The 14,429-nt window shown below is 69.4% G+C and carries 15 protein-coding genes; 2 read left to right on the top strand and 13 right to left on the bottom strand.

Annotated features, from left to right (window positions below; genetic code table 11):
- Positions 1–185: 185 nt before the first annotated feature.
- The 3 genes from E8D38_RS15985 to E8D38_RS15975 form a co-directional block, all read right to left on the bottom strand.
- Positions 186–2,372: a putative bifunctional diguanylate cyclase/phosphodiesterase gene (locus E8D38_RS15985; protein ID WP_140632873.1), complete on the bottom strand. Its 2,187-nt coding sequence runs from the start codon at positions 2,370–2,372 to the stop codon at positions 186–188.
- A gap of 136 nt (positions 2,373–2,508) precedes the next feature.
- Entirely contained in the window at positions 2,509–2,868 is a 360-nt protein-coding gene (locus E8D38_RS15980; protein ID WP_140632870.1) for an antibiotic biosynthesis monooxygenase family protein, read from the bottom strand.
- Entirely contained in the window at positions 2,865–4,034 is a 1,170-nt protein-coding gene (locus E8D38_RS15975) for a cytochrome P450 (RefSeq protein ID WP_140632867.1), read from the bottom strand. Before E8D38_RS15975 ends, E8D38_RS15980 begins: the two co-directional genes overlap by 4 nt.
- Before the next feature lie 82 nt (positions 4,035–4,116).
- On the opposite strand from E8D38_RS15975, the gene E8D38_RS15970 reads away from it, so the two are divergent.
- Positions 4,117–4,818, top strand: coding sequence for a helix-turn-helix domain-containing protein (locus tag E8D38_RS15970; protein ID WP_140632864.1), 702 nt, complete (start codon positions 4,117–4,119; stop codon positions 4,816–4,818).
- Between the two features lie 9 nt (positions 4,819–4,827).
- On the opposite strand, the gene holA is transcribed toward E8D38_RS15970, so the two are convergent.
- From holA to E8D38_RS15935, 7 genes are all read right to left on the bottom strand, one after another.
- Positions 4,828–5,919 (bottom strand): DNA polymerase III subunit delta, encoded by a 1,092-nt coding sequence (holA, locus tag E8D38_RS15965; protein ID WP_140632861.1) that lies wholly within the window; start codon positions 5,917–5,919, stop codon positions 4,828–4,830.
- Between the two features lie 13 nt (positions 5,920–5,932).
- Complete coding sequence (locus E8D38_RS15960) at positions 5,933–6,424, bottom strand: LPS-assembly lipoprotein LptE (protein ID WP_140632858.1); 492 nt, start codon at positions 6,422–6,424, stop codon at positions 5,933–5,935.
- The gene (leuS, locus tag E8D38_RS15955) at positions 6,424–9,060 is read right to left on the bottom strand and encodes a leucine--tRNA ligase (protein WP_140632855.1); all 2,637 of its coding nucleotides are present in this window, start codon (positions 9,058–9,060) and stop codon (positions 6,424–6,426) included. The genes E8D38_RS15960 and leuS overlap by 1 nt, the downstream gene beginning before the upstream one ends.
- 81 nt (positions 9,061–9,141) lie before the next feature.
- Positions 9,142–9,570 (bottom strand): ExbD/TolR family protein, encoded by a 429-nt coding sequence (locus E8D38_RS15950; RefSeq protein ID WP_140632852.1) that lies wholly within the window; start codon positions 9,568–9,570, stop codon positions 9,142–9,144.
- A gap of 17 nt (positions 9,571–9,587) precedes the next feature.
- Positions 9,588–10,256, bottom strand: a complete 669-nt coding sequence (locus E8D38_RS15945) for a MotA/TolQ/ExbB proton channel family protein (protein ID WP_140632849.1) — start codon at positions 10,254–10,256, stop codon at positions 9,588–9,590.
- Positions 10,257–10,262: 6 nt separating this feature from the next.
- Positions 10,263–11,072: a 4-hydroxy-tetrahydrodipicolinate reductase gene (gene dapB / locus E8D38_RS15940; RefSeq protein WP_140632846.1), complete on the bottom strand. Its 810-nt coding sequence runs from the start codon at positions 11,070–11,072 to the stop codon at positions 10,263–10,265.
- Positions 11,069–11,602 (bottom strand): outer membrane protein assembly factor BamE, encoded by a 534-nt coding sequence (locus E8D38_RS15935; protein ID WP_140632843.1) that lies wholly within the window; start codon positions 11,600–11,602, stop codon positions 11,069–11,071. Before E8D38_RS15935 ends, dapB begins: the two co-directional genes overlap by 4 nt.
- A 103-nt stretch (positions 11,603–11,705) precedes the next feature.
- Between E8D38_RS15935 and fur the strand changes: the two genes are divergently transcribed.
- On the top strand, positions 11,706–12,134 hold the full coding sequence (fur, locus tag E8D38_RS15930) for a ferric iron uptake transcriptional regulator (protein WP_140632840.1): 429 nt from the start codon (positions 11,706–11,708) through the stop codon (positions 12,132–12,134).
- 15 nt (positions 12,135–12,149) lie between these two features.
- Here the strand turns inward: fur and hprK are convergent, their stop codons facing one another.
- The 3 genes from hprK to hpf form a co-directional block, all read right to left on the bottom strand.
- Positions 12,150–13,103 (bottom strand): HPr(Ser) kinase/phosphatase, encoded by a 954-nt coding sequence (hprK, locus tag E8D38_RS15925; RefSeq protein WP_140632837.1) that lies wholly within the window; start codon positions 13,101–13,103, stop codon positions 12,150–12,152.
- 31 nt (positions 13,104–13,134) lie between these two features.
- Positions 13,135–13,605 (bottom strand): PTS sugar transporter subunit IIA, encoded by a 471-nt coding sequence (locus E8D38_RS15920; RefSeq protein ID WP_140632834.1) that lies wholly within the window; start codon positions 13,603–13,605, stop codon positions 13,135–13,137.
- Between the two features lie 244 nt (positions 13,606–13,849).
- Positions 13,850–14,194: a ribosome hibernation-promoting factor, HPF/YfiA family gene (hpf, locus tag E8D38_RS15915; RefSeq protein WP_140632831.1), complete on the bottom strand. Its 345-nt coding sequence runs from the start codon at positions 14,192–14,194 to the stop codon at positions 13,850–13,852.
- Positions 14,195–14,429: the final 235 nt, after the last annotated feature.

The raw sequence follows: 14,429 nt of genomic DNA, 5'->3' as shown, positions 1-14,429 counted from the left end.
GAGCATTTGCAACGCGGAGGGCGCCCGTTTCCTGGGATCACCCGCAGGGCTTGGGTCCCTGGGGGCGCATGCCGTCGTTGCCGCCTCGTTGTGTGCAGTGAGCACACCGCCTCGGCGGCGCCTCGGCCTGCGCCCCCAGGGATCCAAGCGTGAGGCTCCAAATAGCGTTAACAGGCCCTAGCCGCCTACACCAGCGCCGCGAACTCGGTGTCCAGCCGCTCCCGCTTGGGCGGCACCCAGCGCCGGACCCAGGCGCCGAACTGCTCGTGGGGCATGGGCTGCGCGATGAAGAAGCCTTGCGCCTCGTCGCAGCGCAGGCCTTCGAGCAGGGTCCAGGCCTTGGCGTTCTCCACGCCCTCGGCCACGACGGACAGGCCCAGGTTGTGCGCCAGGTCCACGGTGGAGCGCACGATCTTCGCGTCGTCGAGGTCGCGCTCCATGCTGAGCACGAAGCTCTTGTCGATCTTCAGCTCGTCCACCGGCAGGCGCTTCAGGTAGGCCAGCGACGAATAGCCGGTGCCGAAGTCGTCGATCGACAGCTTGAGGCCGATGCCATGCAGGCGCTCCAGCGTGGCCAGGGCGCGCTGCGGGTCGTCCATGATGGCGCTCTCGGTGATCTCCAGGCACAGCATCGACGGGTCCATGCTGTGCTGGCGCAGCGTCTGCTCGAGCTTGGGCGGCAGGTCCTGGTCGAGCAGGTCGCGCGTGGAGAGGTTGATCGACAGCTTGAGCTTGCGGCCTTCGGCGTGCAGCTGGTGCAGCGCCGCGGCGCCGCGCTCGATCATCCAGCCGGTGAGCACGCGGATGAAGCCGGTGCGCTCGGCAAACGGAATGAACGACAGCGGCGCCACCAGGCCGCGCGTAGGGTGCTGCCAGCGCACCAGCGCCTCGGCGCCCACCACCTCGCCGGTCTGCAGCGCCACCTTGGGCTGCAGGTACAGGCGCAGCTGCTCGCGGTCCACCGCGCGGCGCAGCTCCGACAGCAGCGACAGCGACTCGTCGCTGGCGGAGTCGAGCGCCGGCTCGTACACCACGATGCCGGCCTGGCGGGACTTGGCCGAGTACATCGCGATCTCGGCACGGCTCATCAGCAGGTCGGCCTCGATGCCGTGCGAAGGGCAGCTCGCAATGCCGATGCCGGTGCCCAGGTCCACCGTGTGGTCGTCGAGCTTGAGCGGCGTGTCGAACACCCGCAGCACCCTTTCGGCCACCCGCCGCGCCGCCTTGGCGTCGGCCTCGTTGAGCAGCACCGCGAACTCGTCGCCGCCCAGCCGGGCCACGACGTCGGGGCCGCGCTGCGCCTCTTCGGCCAGGCGCAGCGCCACCTGGCACAGCAGGCGGTCGCCGAAGCGGTGGCCCAGCACGTCGTTGACGTGCTTGAAGCGGTCGAGGTCGAGCATCAGGATCGAGCAGGGGATGCCATGGCGGTTGGCGCGCACGATGGCCTCCCGCAGGTCGGCGCGGAACTGCTCCCGGTTGGGCAGGTGCGTCAGCGTGTCGCGGAACGCGAGGCGGCGGATCTCGCCTTCGCGTTCGCGCATGGCCAGGCGCATGTGCTCGAAGGCCCGGGCCAGCTCGCCGAGCTCGTCGGCCGACTTCACCTGGACCGCGGCGTCGTAGTCGCCCTTGCCGAGCCGCCAGGCCGAGCGCGTGAGCGCAGACAGCGGCGTGGTGATGCGGCGCGCCGCGAGCACGCTGCCCAGCGCGAACAGCAGCACGCCAGCCAACGAAAGCCCCAGCAGGGTCCATTGCAGGCGTCGGGAGGGTGCCACCGCGGCGTCCACCGACTGCAGCAGCAGCGCGCTCGTCTGCTGCGCGCCGTCGTCGGGCAGGGCCACCAGGCGGCCGTCGAAGGCTTCGGGGCCGAGCGGCATCGGCTCCGGCAGGGCTCCGCTGGCCGGCAGGGCGGGCGCCGCATCGCTGAGGAGGCGGCGTTGCAAGGCGTCCGCCTGGGCGGCATCGAGGCTGTGCCCGGTCACCTGCCAGCGGCTCGCGTGCCGGCCGTCCACCGTGCGCACCAGCAGGGCCACATGCAAGCGCAGCATCGTGCGCAGGTCCTGCAGCTCGCTTCTCTCGCGCCGGCGCGCCGCGTCCGTCGCCAGCAAGCGCAGCAGCAGGGGCTCAGCGGCGGCCAACTCCTGGCGGATGGCGGCACGGACGCTGCGCTCGACGCTGCTGCCGATGAGCACGAAGCTCGCGATCTGCACCAGCAGCAGGAGCCCGAGGGACAGCGCGACGAATCGGAACTGGAGGCTGCGCGACAGCAGTTGCCAGAACGACGCGCCCGGGAGCGCCCGGCCGTCCTGACCCTGCCTGCTGGTACCACTGGGGCCACTGGTGCCACTGGTGCCACTGGTGCTGTTGTTGTTCATCGCCCGTCCCACCGCATCCGAGTGAAGGAGAGCCGCGCCGCCGCCTGTCGATCCAGGCGCGACACGGGGCTCGTTCACCGGTTTTCGGCCGTTCCGGCGGACAGATGAAGCCCGGCGCGCGTGACCTGCAGCACGCTCAGGCGGGTCGATCGGTGCGATGGACGGCTCGGCTGTCGGTGGGCGCCTGCTCACGTTCGTGCAGGCCGTAGTCGCGCTGCACCTCTGCCACCCGCAGGCGGTAGTCGGCGAACAGGCCGCCGCGGCCGGCACCTTGCGCCTGACGGTGCAGCGCCAGGTTGCGCCATTGCTGCACCGCAGCCTCGTCGCGCCAGAACGACAGCGACAGCAGCTTGCCCGGCTCGCTCAGGCTTTCGAACCGCTCCACCGAGATGAAGCCGTCGATGCGCTGCAGTTCGTCGCGCAGGCGGGCGGCCCACTGGAAGTAGGCGTCGCGGCCCTCGGCAGTGGGGCGGACTTCGAAGATGACGGCGATCATGATGAGGCGTGCTCCTGGGCGGGTGAAAAGCGGGCGATGCGGGCGTTGGGCAGCGGGTACCAGTGCCGGGCCGGGCCGGTGCGGCGCGGGTCGAGCCCGGCGTCCAGCAGGCCCTGCACGGCTGACGCCGCCAGGCTGCGTGCGAGCGTTGCGCCGGGGCAGGCATGGCCGCCCAGCCCGAAGGCGAACGACACCGGTGCGGCACGCGCCGGGTCGAAACGTTCTGGCGACGGGTTCACCGCCGCATCGTGGCTGGCTGCGCCCAGCAGCACCAGCACCGCGTCACCGGCGCGCAGCGTGTGCCCCAGGAGCTGCGCCTCCTCGGCGAACCAGCGTCGGGTGTTCTGTATCGGCGCGTCGAAGCGCAGCACCTCGTCCAGCAGGTACGGCAAGGGCACCGAGCCGCGCCGGACCGCCTCGCCCAGGCCGGCATCCACGGCCAGACGGTGCAGCGTGTTGGCAACGAGGCCGGCGGTGGCGTCCTGCGTCTGCACCAGCAGGCTCAGCGAATTGGCCGACAACACGGCGGCGTCGACCCCGGCGCTGCGGGCCGCGCTGGCCAGCAGCGTCTGCATCGGCGTGGCCTGAGCCTGCTGCCAATGCTGCTGCAGGGTGCGGGCAGCCGCGTCGCCTCGCTCACGTTGCGCGGCGTCCGCCCGGGGCGAAATGGCGGCCACCACCGCTTGCACCTCGTGGGCCACCGCCTCGGCCGGCGCGAGCCCGAGCAGCTGCGCCATCGCCCGCACCGGCCAGCCGAGCACGAAGGCGTCGAGCGCGGCCGGGCCTTCCAACGCCTGCCGGCAAGCCTCGCCGGCAGGCTGCCAGCGCGGCGCCGGCAACGCGCCGAGCGCGCCTTGCAGCATCGGCTTGACCGCGGCATGTGCGCTGCCGTCGTTCATGCGGGCCCAGCGGCCGAACATCGCACCGACCGCCGAGCCCGCCAGCGGCGCCGGCACCGGCTCCAGAGGCGGCCGCACGCGTGCTGCGGGATGGGCCAGTACCGCGCGCACCGCTTCGGCACTGGCGGCCACCCACAGGCCCAGTTCGGCATCGAACACGAGCGGCGCTCGTGCCACACGCTCGCGATACCAGGGGTAGGGGTCGGGATGCACCACCGCGTCGAGCGCGTGGCGGGGTGGGGGCAGAGGTCGTGGTGTGAGGTCCATGCCTCGCAGCATGCCCCGCCCGCGGCCGCGACACTTCGGTGTGGCCCGAAGTGTGGACGCGAGCCTGGCCCAGAATGGCGCGATGACCGACCCCGACACCCGTCTTGCGCAGCTGGCCGCGGCCGTGGCCGAGCCGGCCCGCGCCCGCATGCTGTGCGCGCTGCTCGACGGCCGCGCCCGCACCGCCACCGAGCTGGCCGCTGCGGCGGACATCGCGGCCTCCACTGCCAGCACCCACATCGCACGACTCGAGGCCAGCGGCCTCGTCCACGTGGTGCGGCAGGGCAAGCACCGCTACGCGCAGCTGGCCGGCCCCGCGGTGGCGAGGGCGCTCGAATCGCTGCTGGTGGTGGCCGGCGTGCCGCGCGCCGCCGGCTTCGAGCCCAGCACGCCGCAGGCCTTGCGCCATGCCCGCAGCTGCTACGACCATGCGGCCGGCGAGCTGGGCGTGGCGCTGCACGACCGCCTGCTGGCGCTGCGCTGGCTGCATGGCGAGCGCGACGAGGGCGACTACACACTCACGCCGGCCGGCAGCACCGCGCTGCAGGCGCTGGGGCTCGACATGGCCGGCCTGTCGCGCACCCGCCGCCGCCTGGCCTGCGCCTGCCTCGACTGGAGCGAGCGGCGCGCCCACCTGGGCGGCGCACTGGGCGCGGCCCTGCTCGAGCTGCTGCTCGCGCGGCGCTGGCTGCAGCGCGACCTCGACAGCCGCGCGCTGCGGCTCACGCCGGCCGGCAAGCGGCTGCTGCGGGAACGCCTGGGGTTGGAGCTCGGCGCCCCGTGATTGGCACGCTCAGGCTCCCAGCACCAGCTTGAGCCCGCCGCCGCTGCGTGCGCCGGCAGGGGCGGCGGTCTGCTCGGCGAGCATGAGCGCCAGGCGCTTCAAGCCTTCCCACGGGTCGACCGGCCAGGCCGGGTGCCGCAGGCCCTTGACGAGGCCGTCGCACACCTGCGCGGCGTCGACCAGGTGGGCCAGCGCCGACTCGCTGAGCAGCGGCACCACGCGCTCGAACAGCCGCTCCTTCACGCCCCACACGCGGCTTTCGCGCAGCGCCATGGGCAAGGGCTTGCCGGCGGCCACCGCGTCCTTCACCCGCTTGAGCGCGCGGATGTCCTCGGCCAGCGTCCAGTGCACCAGCACCGCCGCCTCGCCTTCGGACTGCAGGCCGTCGAGCATGCGCAGCACGCGCGACACCTGGCCGGCCAGCACCGCTTCGCTGAGCTTGAAGACGTCGTAGCGCGCCACGTTCAGCACCGCGGCCTCGACCTCCTCGAAACCGAGCTCGCCCTGCGGATGCAGCAGGCCGAGCTTGGTGATCTCCTGGTGCGCGGCCAGCAGGTTGCCTTCGACCCGGTCGGCAAAGAAGGCCAGCGTGCGCTGGCCTTCCTCGCCTTCGCGCACGCGCTGGCCCTGGGCGGCCAGGCGCTGCGCGATCCACTGCGGCAGCGCGCGGCGCTCGATGGGATCGAGCTTGATGGTGGCGCCGGCGCCGTCGAGGGCGGTGAACCAGGCGCTGGAGAGCTGCGTGCGGTCCAGCCGCGGCAAGGCGACCAGCGTGATGACGTCGTCGCTCAGGCTGTCGCAGTAGCGCTGGATGGCTTCGGAACCGTCCTTGCCCGGCTTGCCCGACGGGATGCGGATCTCGATGAGCTGCTTGTCCGCGAACAGGCTCATCGCCTGCGAGGCACCCAGCAGGCTGCTCCAGTCGAAATGCGCGCCGGCCACGGTGTGCACCTGGCGTTCGGTGTGGCCGGCCGCGCGCGCGGCGGCCCGTATTGCATCGGCGGCTTCCTGCGCCAGCAGGGGTTCGTCGCCGTGGAGCGTGTAGATGGGACGCAGGCCCTGCTTCAGGTGGGCAGCGAGTTGTTCGGCGCGCAGCTGCATCGAGCGTCCGGACTCAGAGCCTGACGGCCGCCAGGCGCCGCATCACCTGGGCCACCACGTCGCTTTGCATCGAGCGGTACAGCATCTCGGACTCCTGCTCCTTGGCCAGCGCGCTGGTTTCGCTGTAGCTCATGTCGCGGCTGAGCAGCAGCTCGGTCGGCCCGATGAGTTCGCGGCCGGACGGCGCGGTGAGCTGGAACCTGAAGCGCAGGCGCAAGGTCAGTTCGCGCACCTGGCCCGCGGCGGTCTGCGCGGCGATGACCTGTTCGCGCTTGTCGCCCAGGGACTCGAGCACGGCCTCGGCCTGCGGCGTGGTTTCGACCACCTGGGTGCCGCCGGACTGCAGCGTGCGCCGGAGTTCGTCAGCCAGGGGCGAACGCTTCTCGAAGCCCTTGAGCATGACCCGCTTGAGCTGCAGCTCGGGCGGACGGCGCAGCTCGAAGCCGCAGGCGGCGAGCAGGGCCGCCGATGCTGCGGCCAGCCAGGCGCGACGCGGGTGGGTCATCAGACCACCACGTTGACCAGGCGCCCCGGCACCACGATCACCTTCTTGGCCGGCTTGCCTTCGCCGAACCTGGCGAACTCCTCGGTGGCCAGGGCAGCCGCTTCGATGGCCGCCTTGTCCGCCGAGGCAGGCACCCGGATGGCGCCACGCAGCTTGCCGTTGACCTGCAGCATCAGCTCGAGCTCGTCCTGCACCAGCGCGGCTTCGTCCACCTGCGGCCAGTGCGCGTCCAGCAGGTCGCCCAGGCGAGCGGCATAACCGAGCTGGGACCACAGCCCGTGGGTGATGTGCGGGCAGGCCGGGTAGAGCACGCGCAGCAGCACCGAATACGCCTCGCGCAGCGCGGCGTTCGAGCCGGCGCTGCCGTCGCCCTTGTAGCCTTCGAGCGCGTTGAGCAGCTTCATCGCACCGGAAACCACGGTGTTGTACTGCATGCGTTCGTAGTCGTAGCTCACCTGCTTGAGCACGCTGTGCACCTCGAAGCGCAGCGCCTTCGCATCGGCGTTCAGGCCGCTGCCCACGTCCTGGGCCGACTGGATGGCGTCGGCATGCTTCTGGCCGAAGCCCCAGACGCGGCGCAGGAAGCGATGCGCACCCTCGACGCCGGAGTCGCTCCATTCGAGCGTCTGTTCCGGGGGCGAGGCGAACATCACGAACAGGCGCGCCGTGTCGGCGCCGTACTGGTCGATCAGGTCCTGCGGGTCGACGCCGTTGTTCTTCGACTTCGACATCGTGGTCATCTCGTGCTCGAGCGGCGTGCCGTCGGCCTTCAGGCGCGCACCGGCGATCTGGCCCTGCTCGTTGGTGACGATGTCGACCTCGTGTTCCCAGTAGTAGTGCTTGCCGCCGCCTTCGGGCTTGTGGAAGAAGGCGTCCTTCAGGACCATGCCCTGCGTCAGCAGGCGGGTGAACGGCTCGTCCACCTTCACCATGCCCAGGTCGCGCATCACCTTGGTCCAGAAGCGGGCGTACAGCAGGTGCAGGATGGCGTGCTCGATGCCGCCGATGTACTGGTCCATCGGCATCCAGTACTGCGTGCCGGCGCCCACCATGGCGCGGTCGTTGCGTGCGTCGCAGTAGCGCATGAAGTACCACGACGAATCGACGAAGGTGTCCATCGTGTCGGTCTCGCGCCGCGCCGGCTTGCCGCACTTGGGGCAGTCGACCTTCAGGAAGGCCTCGCACTTGTTGAGCGGGTTGCCGGAGCCGTCGGGAATGAGGTCTTCGGGCAGCACCACCGGCAGGTCCTTCTCGGGCACCGGCACCGAGCCGCAGCTGTCGCAATGGATGATGGGGATCGGCGTGCCCCAGTAACGCTGGCGGCTGATGCCCCAGTCGCGCAGGCGCCAGGTGGTCTTCTTCTCGCCCAGGCCCTTGTCGGCCAGCGCCGAGGCGATGGCATCGACCGCCGCCTGGTACGACAGGCCGCTGTAGTTGCCCGAGTTGATGGTCACGCCGCGCTGCTTGTCGGCATACCACTCCTGCCAGTGGTCGGTGGTGTAGTGCTCGCCGTCCACCGTGACGACCTGCAGGATGGGCAGGTGGTACTTCTTGGCGAAGGCGAAGTCGCGCTCGTCGTGCGCCGGCACGCCCATCACGGCGCCGTCGCCGTAACTCATGAGCACGTAGTTGCCGACCCACACCTCGACCTTCTCGCCGGTGAGCGGGTGCGTCACGTACAGGCCGGTGGGCAGGCCTTCCTTTTCCTTGGTGGCAAGCTCGGCCTCGGTGGTGCCGCCCTGCTTGCAGGCCTCGATGAAGGCGGCCAGCTTGGGGTTGCCCTGCGCCGCATGGGCGGCCAGCGGATGCTCGGGCGCGACCGCGCAGAAGCTCACACCCATGATGGTGTCGGCACGGGTGGTGAAGACGTACAGCCTGCCGTCCTGGATGGGCTTGCCGTCGGCGCCCTGGATGTCGTGGGTGAAGGCAAAGCGCACGCCTTCGCTCTTGCCGATCCAGTTCTCCTGCATCAGCCGCACGCGCTCGGGCCAGCCGGGCAGCTTGTGCTGCACGTGGTCGAGCAGCTCTTCGGCGTATTTGGTGATGTTGAGGTAGTAGCCCGGGATCTCGCGCTTTTCGACCACGGCGCCCGAGCGCCAGCCGCGCCCGTCGATCACCTGCTCGTTGGCCAGCACGGTCTGGTCGACCGGGTCCCAGTTGACCACCTGGGTGCGGCGCTCGGCGATGCCTGCCTCGAGCATGCGCAGGAACAGCCACTGGTTCCAGTGGTAGTAGTCGGGCGAGCAGGTGGCGACCTCGCGGCTCCAGTCGATGGCCAGGCCCATCGCCAGCATCTGCTTCTTCATGTAGGCGATGTTGTCGTAGGTCCACCTGGCCGGCGGCACCTTGTTCTTCATCGCCGCGTTCTCGGCGGGCAGGCCGAAGGCGTCCCACCCCATGGGCATGAGCACGTTGTAGCCCTTCATGCGCAGCTGCCGGGTCAACATGTCGTTGATGGTGTAGTTGCGCACGTGGCCCATGTGCAGCTTGCCGCTAGGGTAGGGCAGCATCGAGCAGGCGTAGAACTTGGGACGGCTCGCGTCTTCGACGACACGGTAGGCGTCCTTGGCGTGCCAGTGCGCCTGGGCTTGTGCTTCGACCGCGCGATGGTCGTACTGGGTGTTTGAAGTGCTCATGCGGGTGGGCCGGCGCGCGGCAAGGCGGCGCCTCAAGGGATCGGGCGATTATAGGAAGCGACCCCGCGCGAAGGCGCGTGTTCAGCGGGTCGCGGGGCCAGGGTCGGCCACGAAGGCGATGCGGTTGAGCCCGGCCTTCTGGAGGCGGCCGATCAGTTCGGCCACACGGCCGTAGGGCACGCTGCGGTCGGCCCGCAGCTGCACCTCGATGTCGGGCGCACGCCTTGCCGCTTCGGCCACGCGGGCGTCGAAGGTTTCGGCGTCGAGCTTTTCATCGGACAGGTAGAGCGCACCGTCGGGTGTGAGCGCCACCGCGAGCGCTTCGGGAGAGGTGCCGCCCGCCTGCGCAGCATCGCTTTTCGGCAGGTCGAGCTTCAGGCTCGACGTCATGAGGGGCGCGGTGATCATGAAGATCACCAGCAGCACCAGCATCACGTCGATCAGCGGCGTCATGTTGATGTCGCTCATCGGCTGCGGGCCGGTGGTGCGTTCGAGGCGGCCGAAGGCCATGGTCCTGCCCCGCCTTGCTACTCGGCGCGCGGTGCCGCGCCGTGGATGTCGAGCACCATCTCGCGCAGGTCGTGCGCGAAGCCCTCGAGTTCGGCCTCGCAGGCGCCCACCCACTTGCCGAACAGGTTGTAGGCCAGCACCGCCGGTATGGCCACCGCCAGCCCGGCGGCGGTCATGATGAGCGCCTCGCCCACCGGGCCGGACACCTTGTCGATGGACATGCTGCCGCTGGCCGAGATGCCCACCAGCGCGTGATAGATGCCCCACACCGTGCCGAACAGCCCGATGAAGGGGGCCGTCGAGCCGATCGACGCCAGCAGCACCTGGCCGAACTGCAGGTGGTGCAGCACCGCATGAAGCGCATCGCGCAGGCGGCGGGTGAGCTGGGAAGCGAGCTGGCCGGACGCTTCGAGGGTGCGGGGGGTGGCCGTCTGCGTGGCGGCTTCCAGCAGCGGCGCGACGATGCGCTCGCGGTCGAAGGCCGCCAGCTGGGTGCGGCCGGTGTCGATGTCCGGAGCGGCCCAGAAGGCCGGCACGGCACGGGCGATGTCCTTGCGGGCGCGACGCAGCAGCCAGGCCTTCCAGAAGATCACCACCCAGGCGCTCACCGACATGGCCAGCAGCAGCAGCGCCACCGCCTGCGTGATGGCGTCGCCCTCGGACCAGAACTTTCCCAGGCCGGCCATGTCGGGTCAGGCCAGGCCCAGCACGTCGTCCATGCCGAACAGGCCCTTGGACTGCCCGGCCAGGAAACGCACCGCGCGCAGGCTGCCCTGGGCGAAGGTGGCGCGGCTCGACGCCTTGTGCGAGATCTCGATGCGTTCGCCGATGCCGGCGAACAGCACGGTGTGGTCGCCCACCACGTCGCCGCCGCGGATGGTGGCAAAGCCAATGGTGGACGGGTCGCGCTCGCCCGTGACGCCTTCGCGGCCGTAGACCGCGCAGCTCTTGAGATCGCGGCCGAGCGCCTGCGCCACCACCTCGCCCATCTTGAGCGCGGTGCCGCTGGGGGCGTCGACCTTGTGGCGGTGATGCGCCTCGATGATCTCGATGTCGTAGCCCTCGGCCAGCGCGCGCGCGGCCTGCTGCAGCAGCTTGAGCACCACGTTGACGCCCACGCTCATGTTGGGCGCCATCATGACGGCGGTGTCCTTCGCGGCTTCGGCGATCTGCGCCTTCTGCGCGTCGGAAAAGCCGGTCGTGCCGATGACCACCTTCACGCCCAGTTCGCGGCATACCGCCAGGTGCGCCAGCGTGCCCTCGGGGCGGGTGAAGTCGATGAGGAACTGCGAGTTGGCAAGGCCCGCCCGCAGGTCGCTCGTGATGGCCACGCCGCTGGTCCTGCCGAGGAACGCGGTGGCGTCCTGGCCGAGCGCGGGGCTGCCGGCGATGTCGAGTGCGCCGGCCAGCTGGCAGTCGGGCGAGGCGGCAATGGCCTCGATCAGCATGTGCCCCATGCGGCCGGAAGCGCCGGCCACCGCGATGCGCAAGGGCTGGCTCACTTGGTGCGCTCCAGCGGCGGGTAGCTGCGCGCCGGCCCTTGCGGCGCGGCGTCGGCCAGCGTGGCCTCGGGCTTGGGCGGCACCGGCAGGGCCTTGATCTGTTCCTCGGTCAGCTCCAGCACCGGCACCCGGCCGGTCTTGGCCACGTCGATGGAATTGACGAAATCACGCTCGGACGGCAGTTCGGCGGCTTCGAACTTGCTGACCTTGTCTTCCTGGAACAGCACCATCACGTTGCGCTGCTGCGGCTCGGCGCCACGGCGGCGGATGGTGAAGACATAGTCCCAGCGATCGGCGTGGAAGATGTCGGTCAGCAGGGGCGAGCCGAGGACATCACGCACCTGGGCGCGGCTCATGCCGGGCTTGATGAGCGCGGCCTGCTCCTTGGTGACCACGTTGCCCTGCACCACCTCGACGCGGTAGGGCGTGATGACGCCGAGGAAGTTGTCCGAAGACTGCAGCGAACTGCACGCTCCGAGCGACAGGGGGAGAAGCGCCGCCAGCAGCGGCCGCAGGAGAGAGTGCGTCATGAGCGGAGGATTGGGCGGCGTGGCGGCCCAACTCGATATGATGGAAAGATTCTAGCGGGGGCACCTGCCTCCCCCGTTCCTGGAAGCCTCAGGTGGAATCCCCATGTCAAATGCTGAAGACCTCAAGAGCAGCGGCCTCAAGGCCACGCTGCCCCGCATCAAGATCCTGGAAGTCTTCCAGCGCTCCAGCGTGCGCCACCTCACCGCCGAAGACGTGTTCAAGGCCCTGCTGACCGAGGGCTCCGACATCGGGCTGGCAACCGTGTACCGCGTGCTGATGCAGTTCGAGCAGGCGGGCATCCTCTCACGCAACCATTTCGAGTCGGGCAAGGCGGTCTTCGAGCTCAACGAGGGCAAGCACCACGACCACCTCGTATGCGTGGTCTGCGGCCGCGTCGAGGAGTTCTACGACCCGGAGATCGAGCGGCGCCAGCAGGAGATCGCCAAGGAACGTGGCTACGACCTGCAGGACCACTCCCTGGCGCTCTACGTGGTGTGCCGGCGCGAGGGCTGCAAGGGAAAGGGGCAGTGACTGGGTCACCGCTCACTATTTCTCCCCTTGCTCCATCGCCTTGCGGTGGCGCTCGATGAATTCCTTGTAGGTGTCGATGCCGCGCAGTTGCAGCACGGTGTTGCGCACGGCGGCTTCCACCAGCACGGCCAGGTTGCGGCCGGCGTCCACCGCGATGACCGCCTTGCGAACCTTCACGCCCAGCACCTCCTCGTACAGCGGCTCGTAGGGCAGCCGCTCGAACTCGCGCTCCATCGTTTCCTTGCGCACCAGGTGCACGATCAGGCGCAGCCGCATCTTCCGCCGCACCGCCGTCTCGCCGAAGATGGCCTTGATGTCGAGCAGGCCGATGCCGCGCACCTCGAGCAGGTTGATGAGCAGCGGGGGGCAGCGACCCTCGATCGATGTCTGCGACACCCGGTACAGGTCCACCGCATCATCGGCCACGAGGCCATGCCCGCGTGAAATGAGCTCGAGGCCGAGTTCGCTCTTGCCCAGCCCCGACTCGCCGGTGAGCAGCACGCCCACGCCCAGGATGTCCATGAACACGCCATGGCGGGTGAGCCGCTCGGCGAAATGCTGGGCCAGGTGGCTGCGCATCACGTCGATCACATGGCCGGCCGATTCCTGCGTCACGAACAGCGGAATCTCCGCGCGGCCGCAGATGGCGACCAGCTTTTCCGGCGGCGTCTGGCCATCGGCCACCACGATCACCGGCGGCTCCAGGGTCACGATGCGCGAGATGCGCCGCTCCTGGTCTTCGACCACCGCGTCGGAGAGGTAACGCACCTCGCGACGGCCGACGATCTGGACCCGGTAGGGGTGGATGTAGTTGAGATAGCCGACAAGGTCGGCGGCCGACTGGGCGTCGCGCACGGCCACTTCGTCGAAGCGGCGCTCCGGGTGGGCATGGCCGGCGATCCATTCCCACCGCAGCGAATCGCGGTGAGCCTCGAATAGCGCCTCGGCGCTGATGACGGTGGGCTTCATGGGGCCGGTTTTTACCAGCCTGGCCGCTGGTTCAGGCCACCGACTTGAGCGGCTCCCAGTTCGAGATCAGCTCGTGGACCTTGGCAGCTTCGGGCTCGGTCTTCAGGCGCTCGCGCAGTTCACGGTCACTCAGCAGCTCGGCGATCTCGGAAAGGATTTCCAGGTGGCGCTGGGTGGCAGCCTCGGGCACCAGCAGGAAGATCAGCAGCGACACCGGCTCGTCGTCGGGAGCGTCGAACGGGATGGCGGCCTGCACGCGCAGCACGGCGGCCAGCGGGTTCTTCAGCCCCTTGATGCGGCCGTGCGGGATCGCCACCCCATGGCCGAGGCCGGTGGAGCCGAGGCGCTCGCGGGCAAACAGGTTGTCCGTGACCGTGGCACGCGCGATGGCGTGCTGGTTCTCGAACATCAGCCCGGCGTGCTCGAACGCGCGCTTTTTGCTGGTGGCATCCACATCCACCAGCACGTTGGCGACAGGCAGGATGGCGGCAAGACGGTTCATTAGCTCACAGCGTCGGTTTCGGCCGGGCAGGACCTTGGCGGACGCACTTCCAAATGAAGCGGCGGATTATAGGAATCGCCCCCTGAACCAGAAGCGTATACCCAACGCCAGTCGAACAATTGTGCACATCCTGCTGCAACGCAACAAGATGTGCTGAATGCCGCAGATAACGGCGGGCGCCAAAAGCAAAAAGCGGCCCGGGTGGGCCGCTCTTGACGGTTGGCTTGGGTGGCAAGCCGGGAATTCACGGCGCCTCTGTCGCGCCGTTGCGCTTGGGCGAATCGTGGTGGTGATCGTGCAGGCGGTCCTTGTGGCGGCAGACCTGACGGTCGAGTTTGTCCATGAGCTGATCGATTGCTGCGTAGAGGTCCTCGTGGGATTGTTCGACGAAGATGTCACGACCCTTGACGTGCAGATTCACCTCGGCTTTCTGGCGGCGCTCCTTTTCCTTCTGCTTCTCGACGGTGAGCAGCACGTTAATGTCCACCACCTGGTCGAAATGACGTGTCACCCGGTCCAGCTTCGTTAGCACGTACTCGCGCAGAGCCGGCGTCACTTCAAGGTGGTGTCCACTGATCGTCAGATTCATAAGACCTCCTTTCGAGAGGGGTTACGGCAAAGTCCCAAATGCAGGAGTGCCACGCCCACGCGCGGAGCCCTCCTCGCCGAACCAGTTTGCGCCTCGACCGTCGGCATGACAAGCCGATGACAGCCATCGGACTGGCCCGCGTGGAAAAGGCCCCCGCGGCTGGGAAATCGGTTCACAATCCGCGAGGCGACGAAGGGCTCCAGGCTGCTGGCCGGGAGCCCTTTCTTGTGTGTGC

This window comes from Methylibium rhizosphaerae (genome assembly GCF_006386545.1).
In the GTDB taxonomy this organism is placed as follows: Bacteria; Pseudomonadota; Gammaproteobacteria; order Burkholderiales; family Burkholderiaceae_C; genus Pseudorivibacter; species Pseudorivibacter rhizosphaerae.
This window is presented reverse-complemented; position numbering and strand designations above follow the sequence as displayed.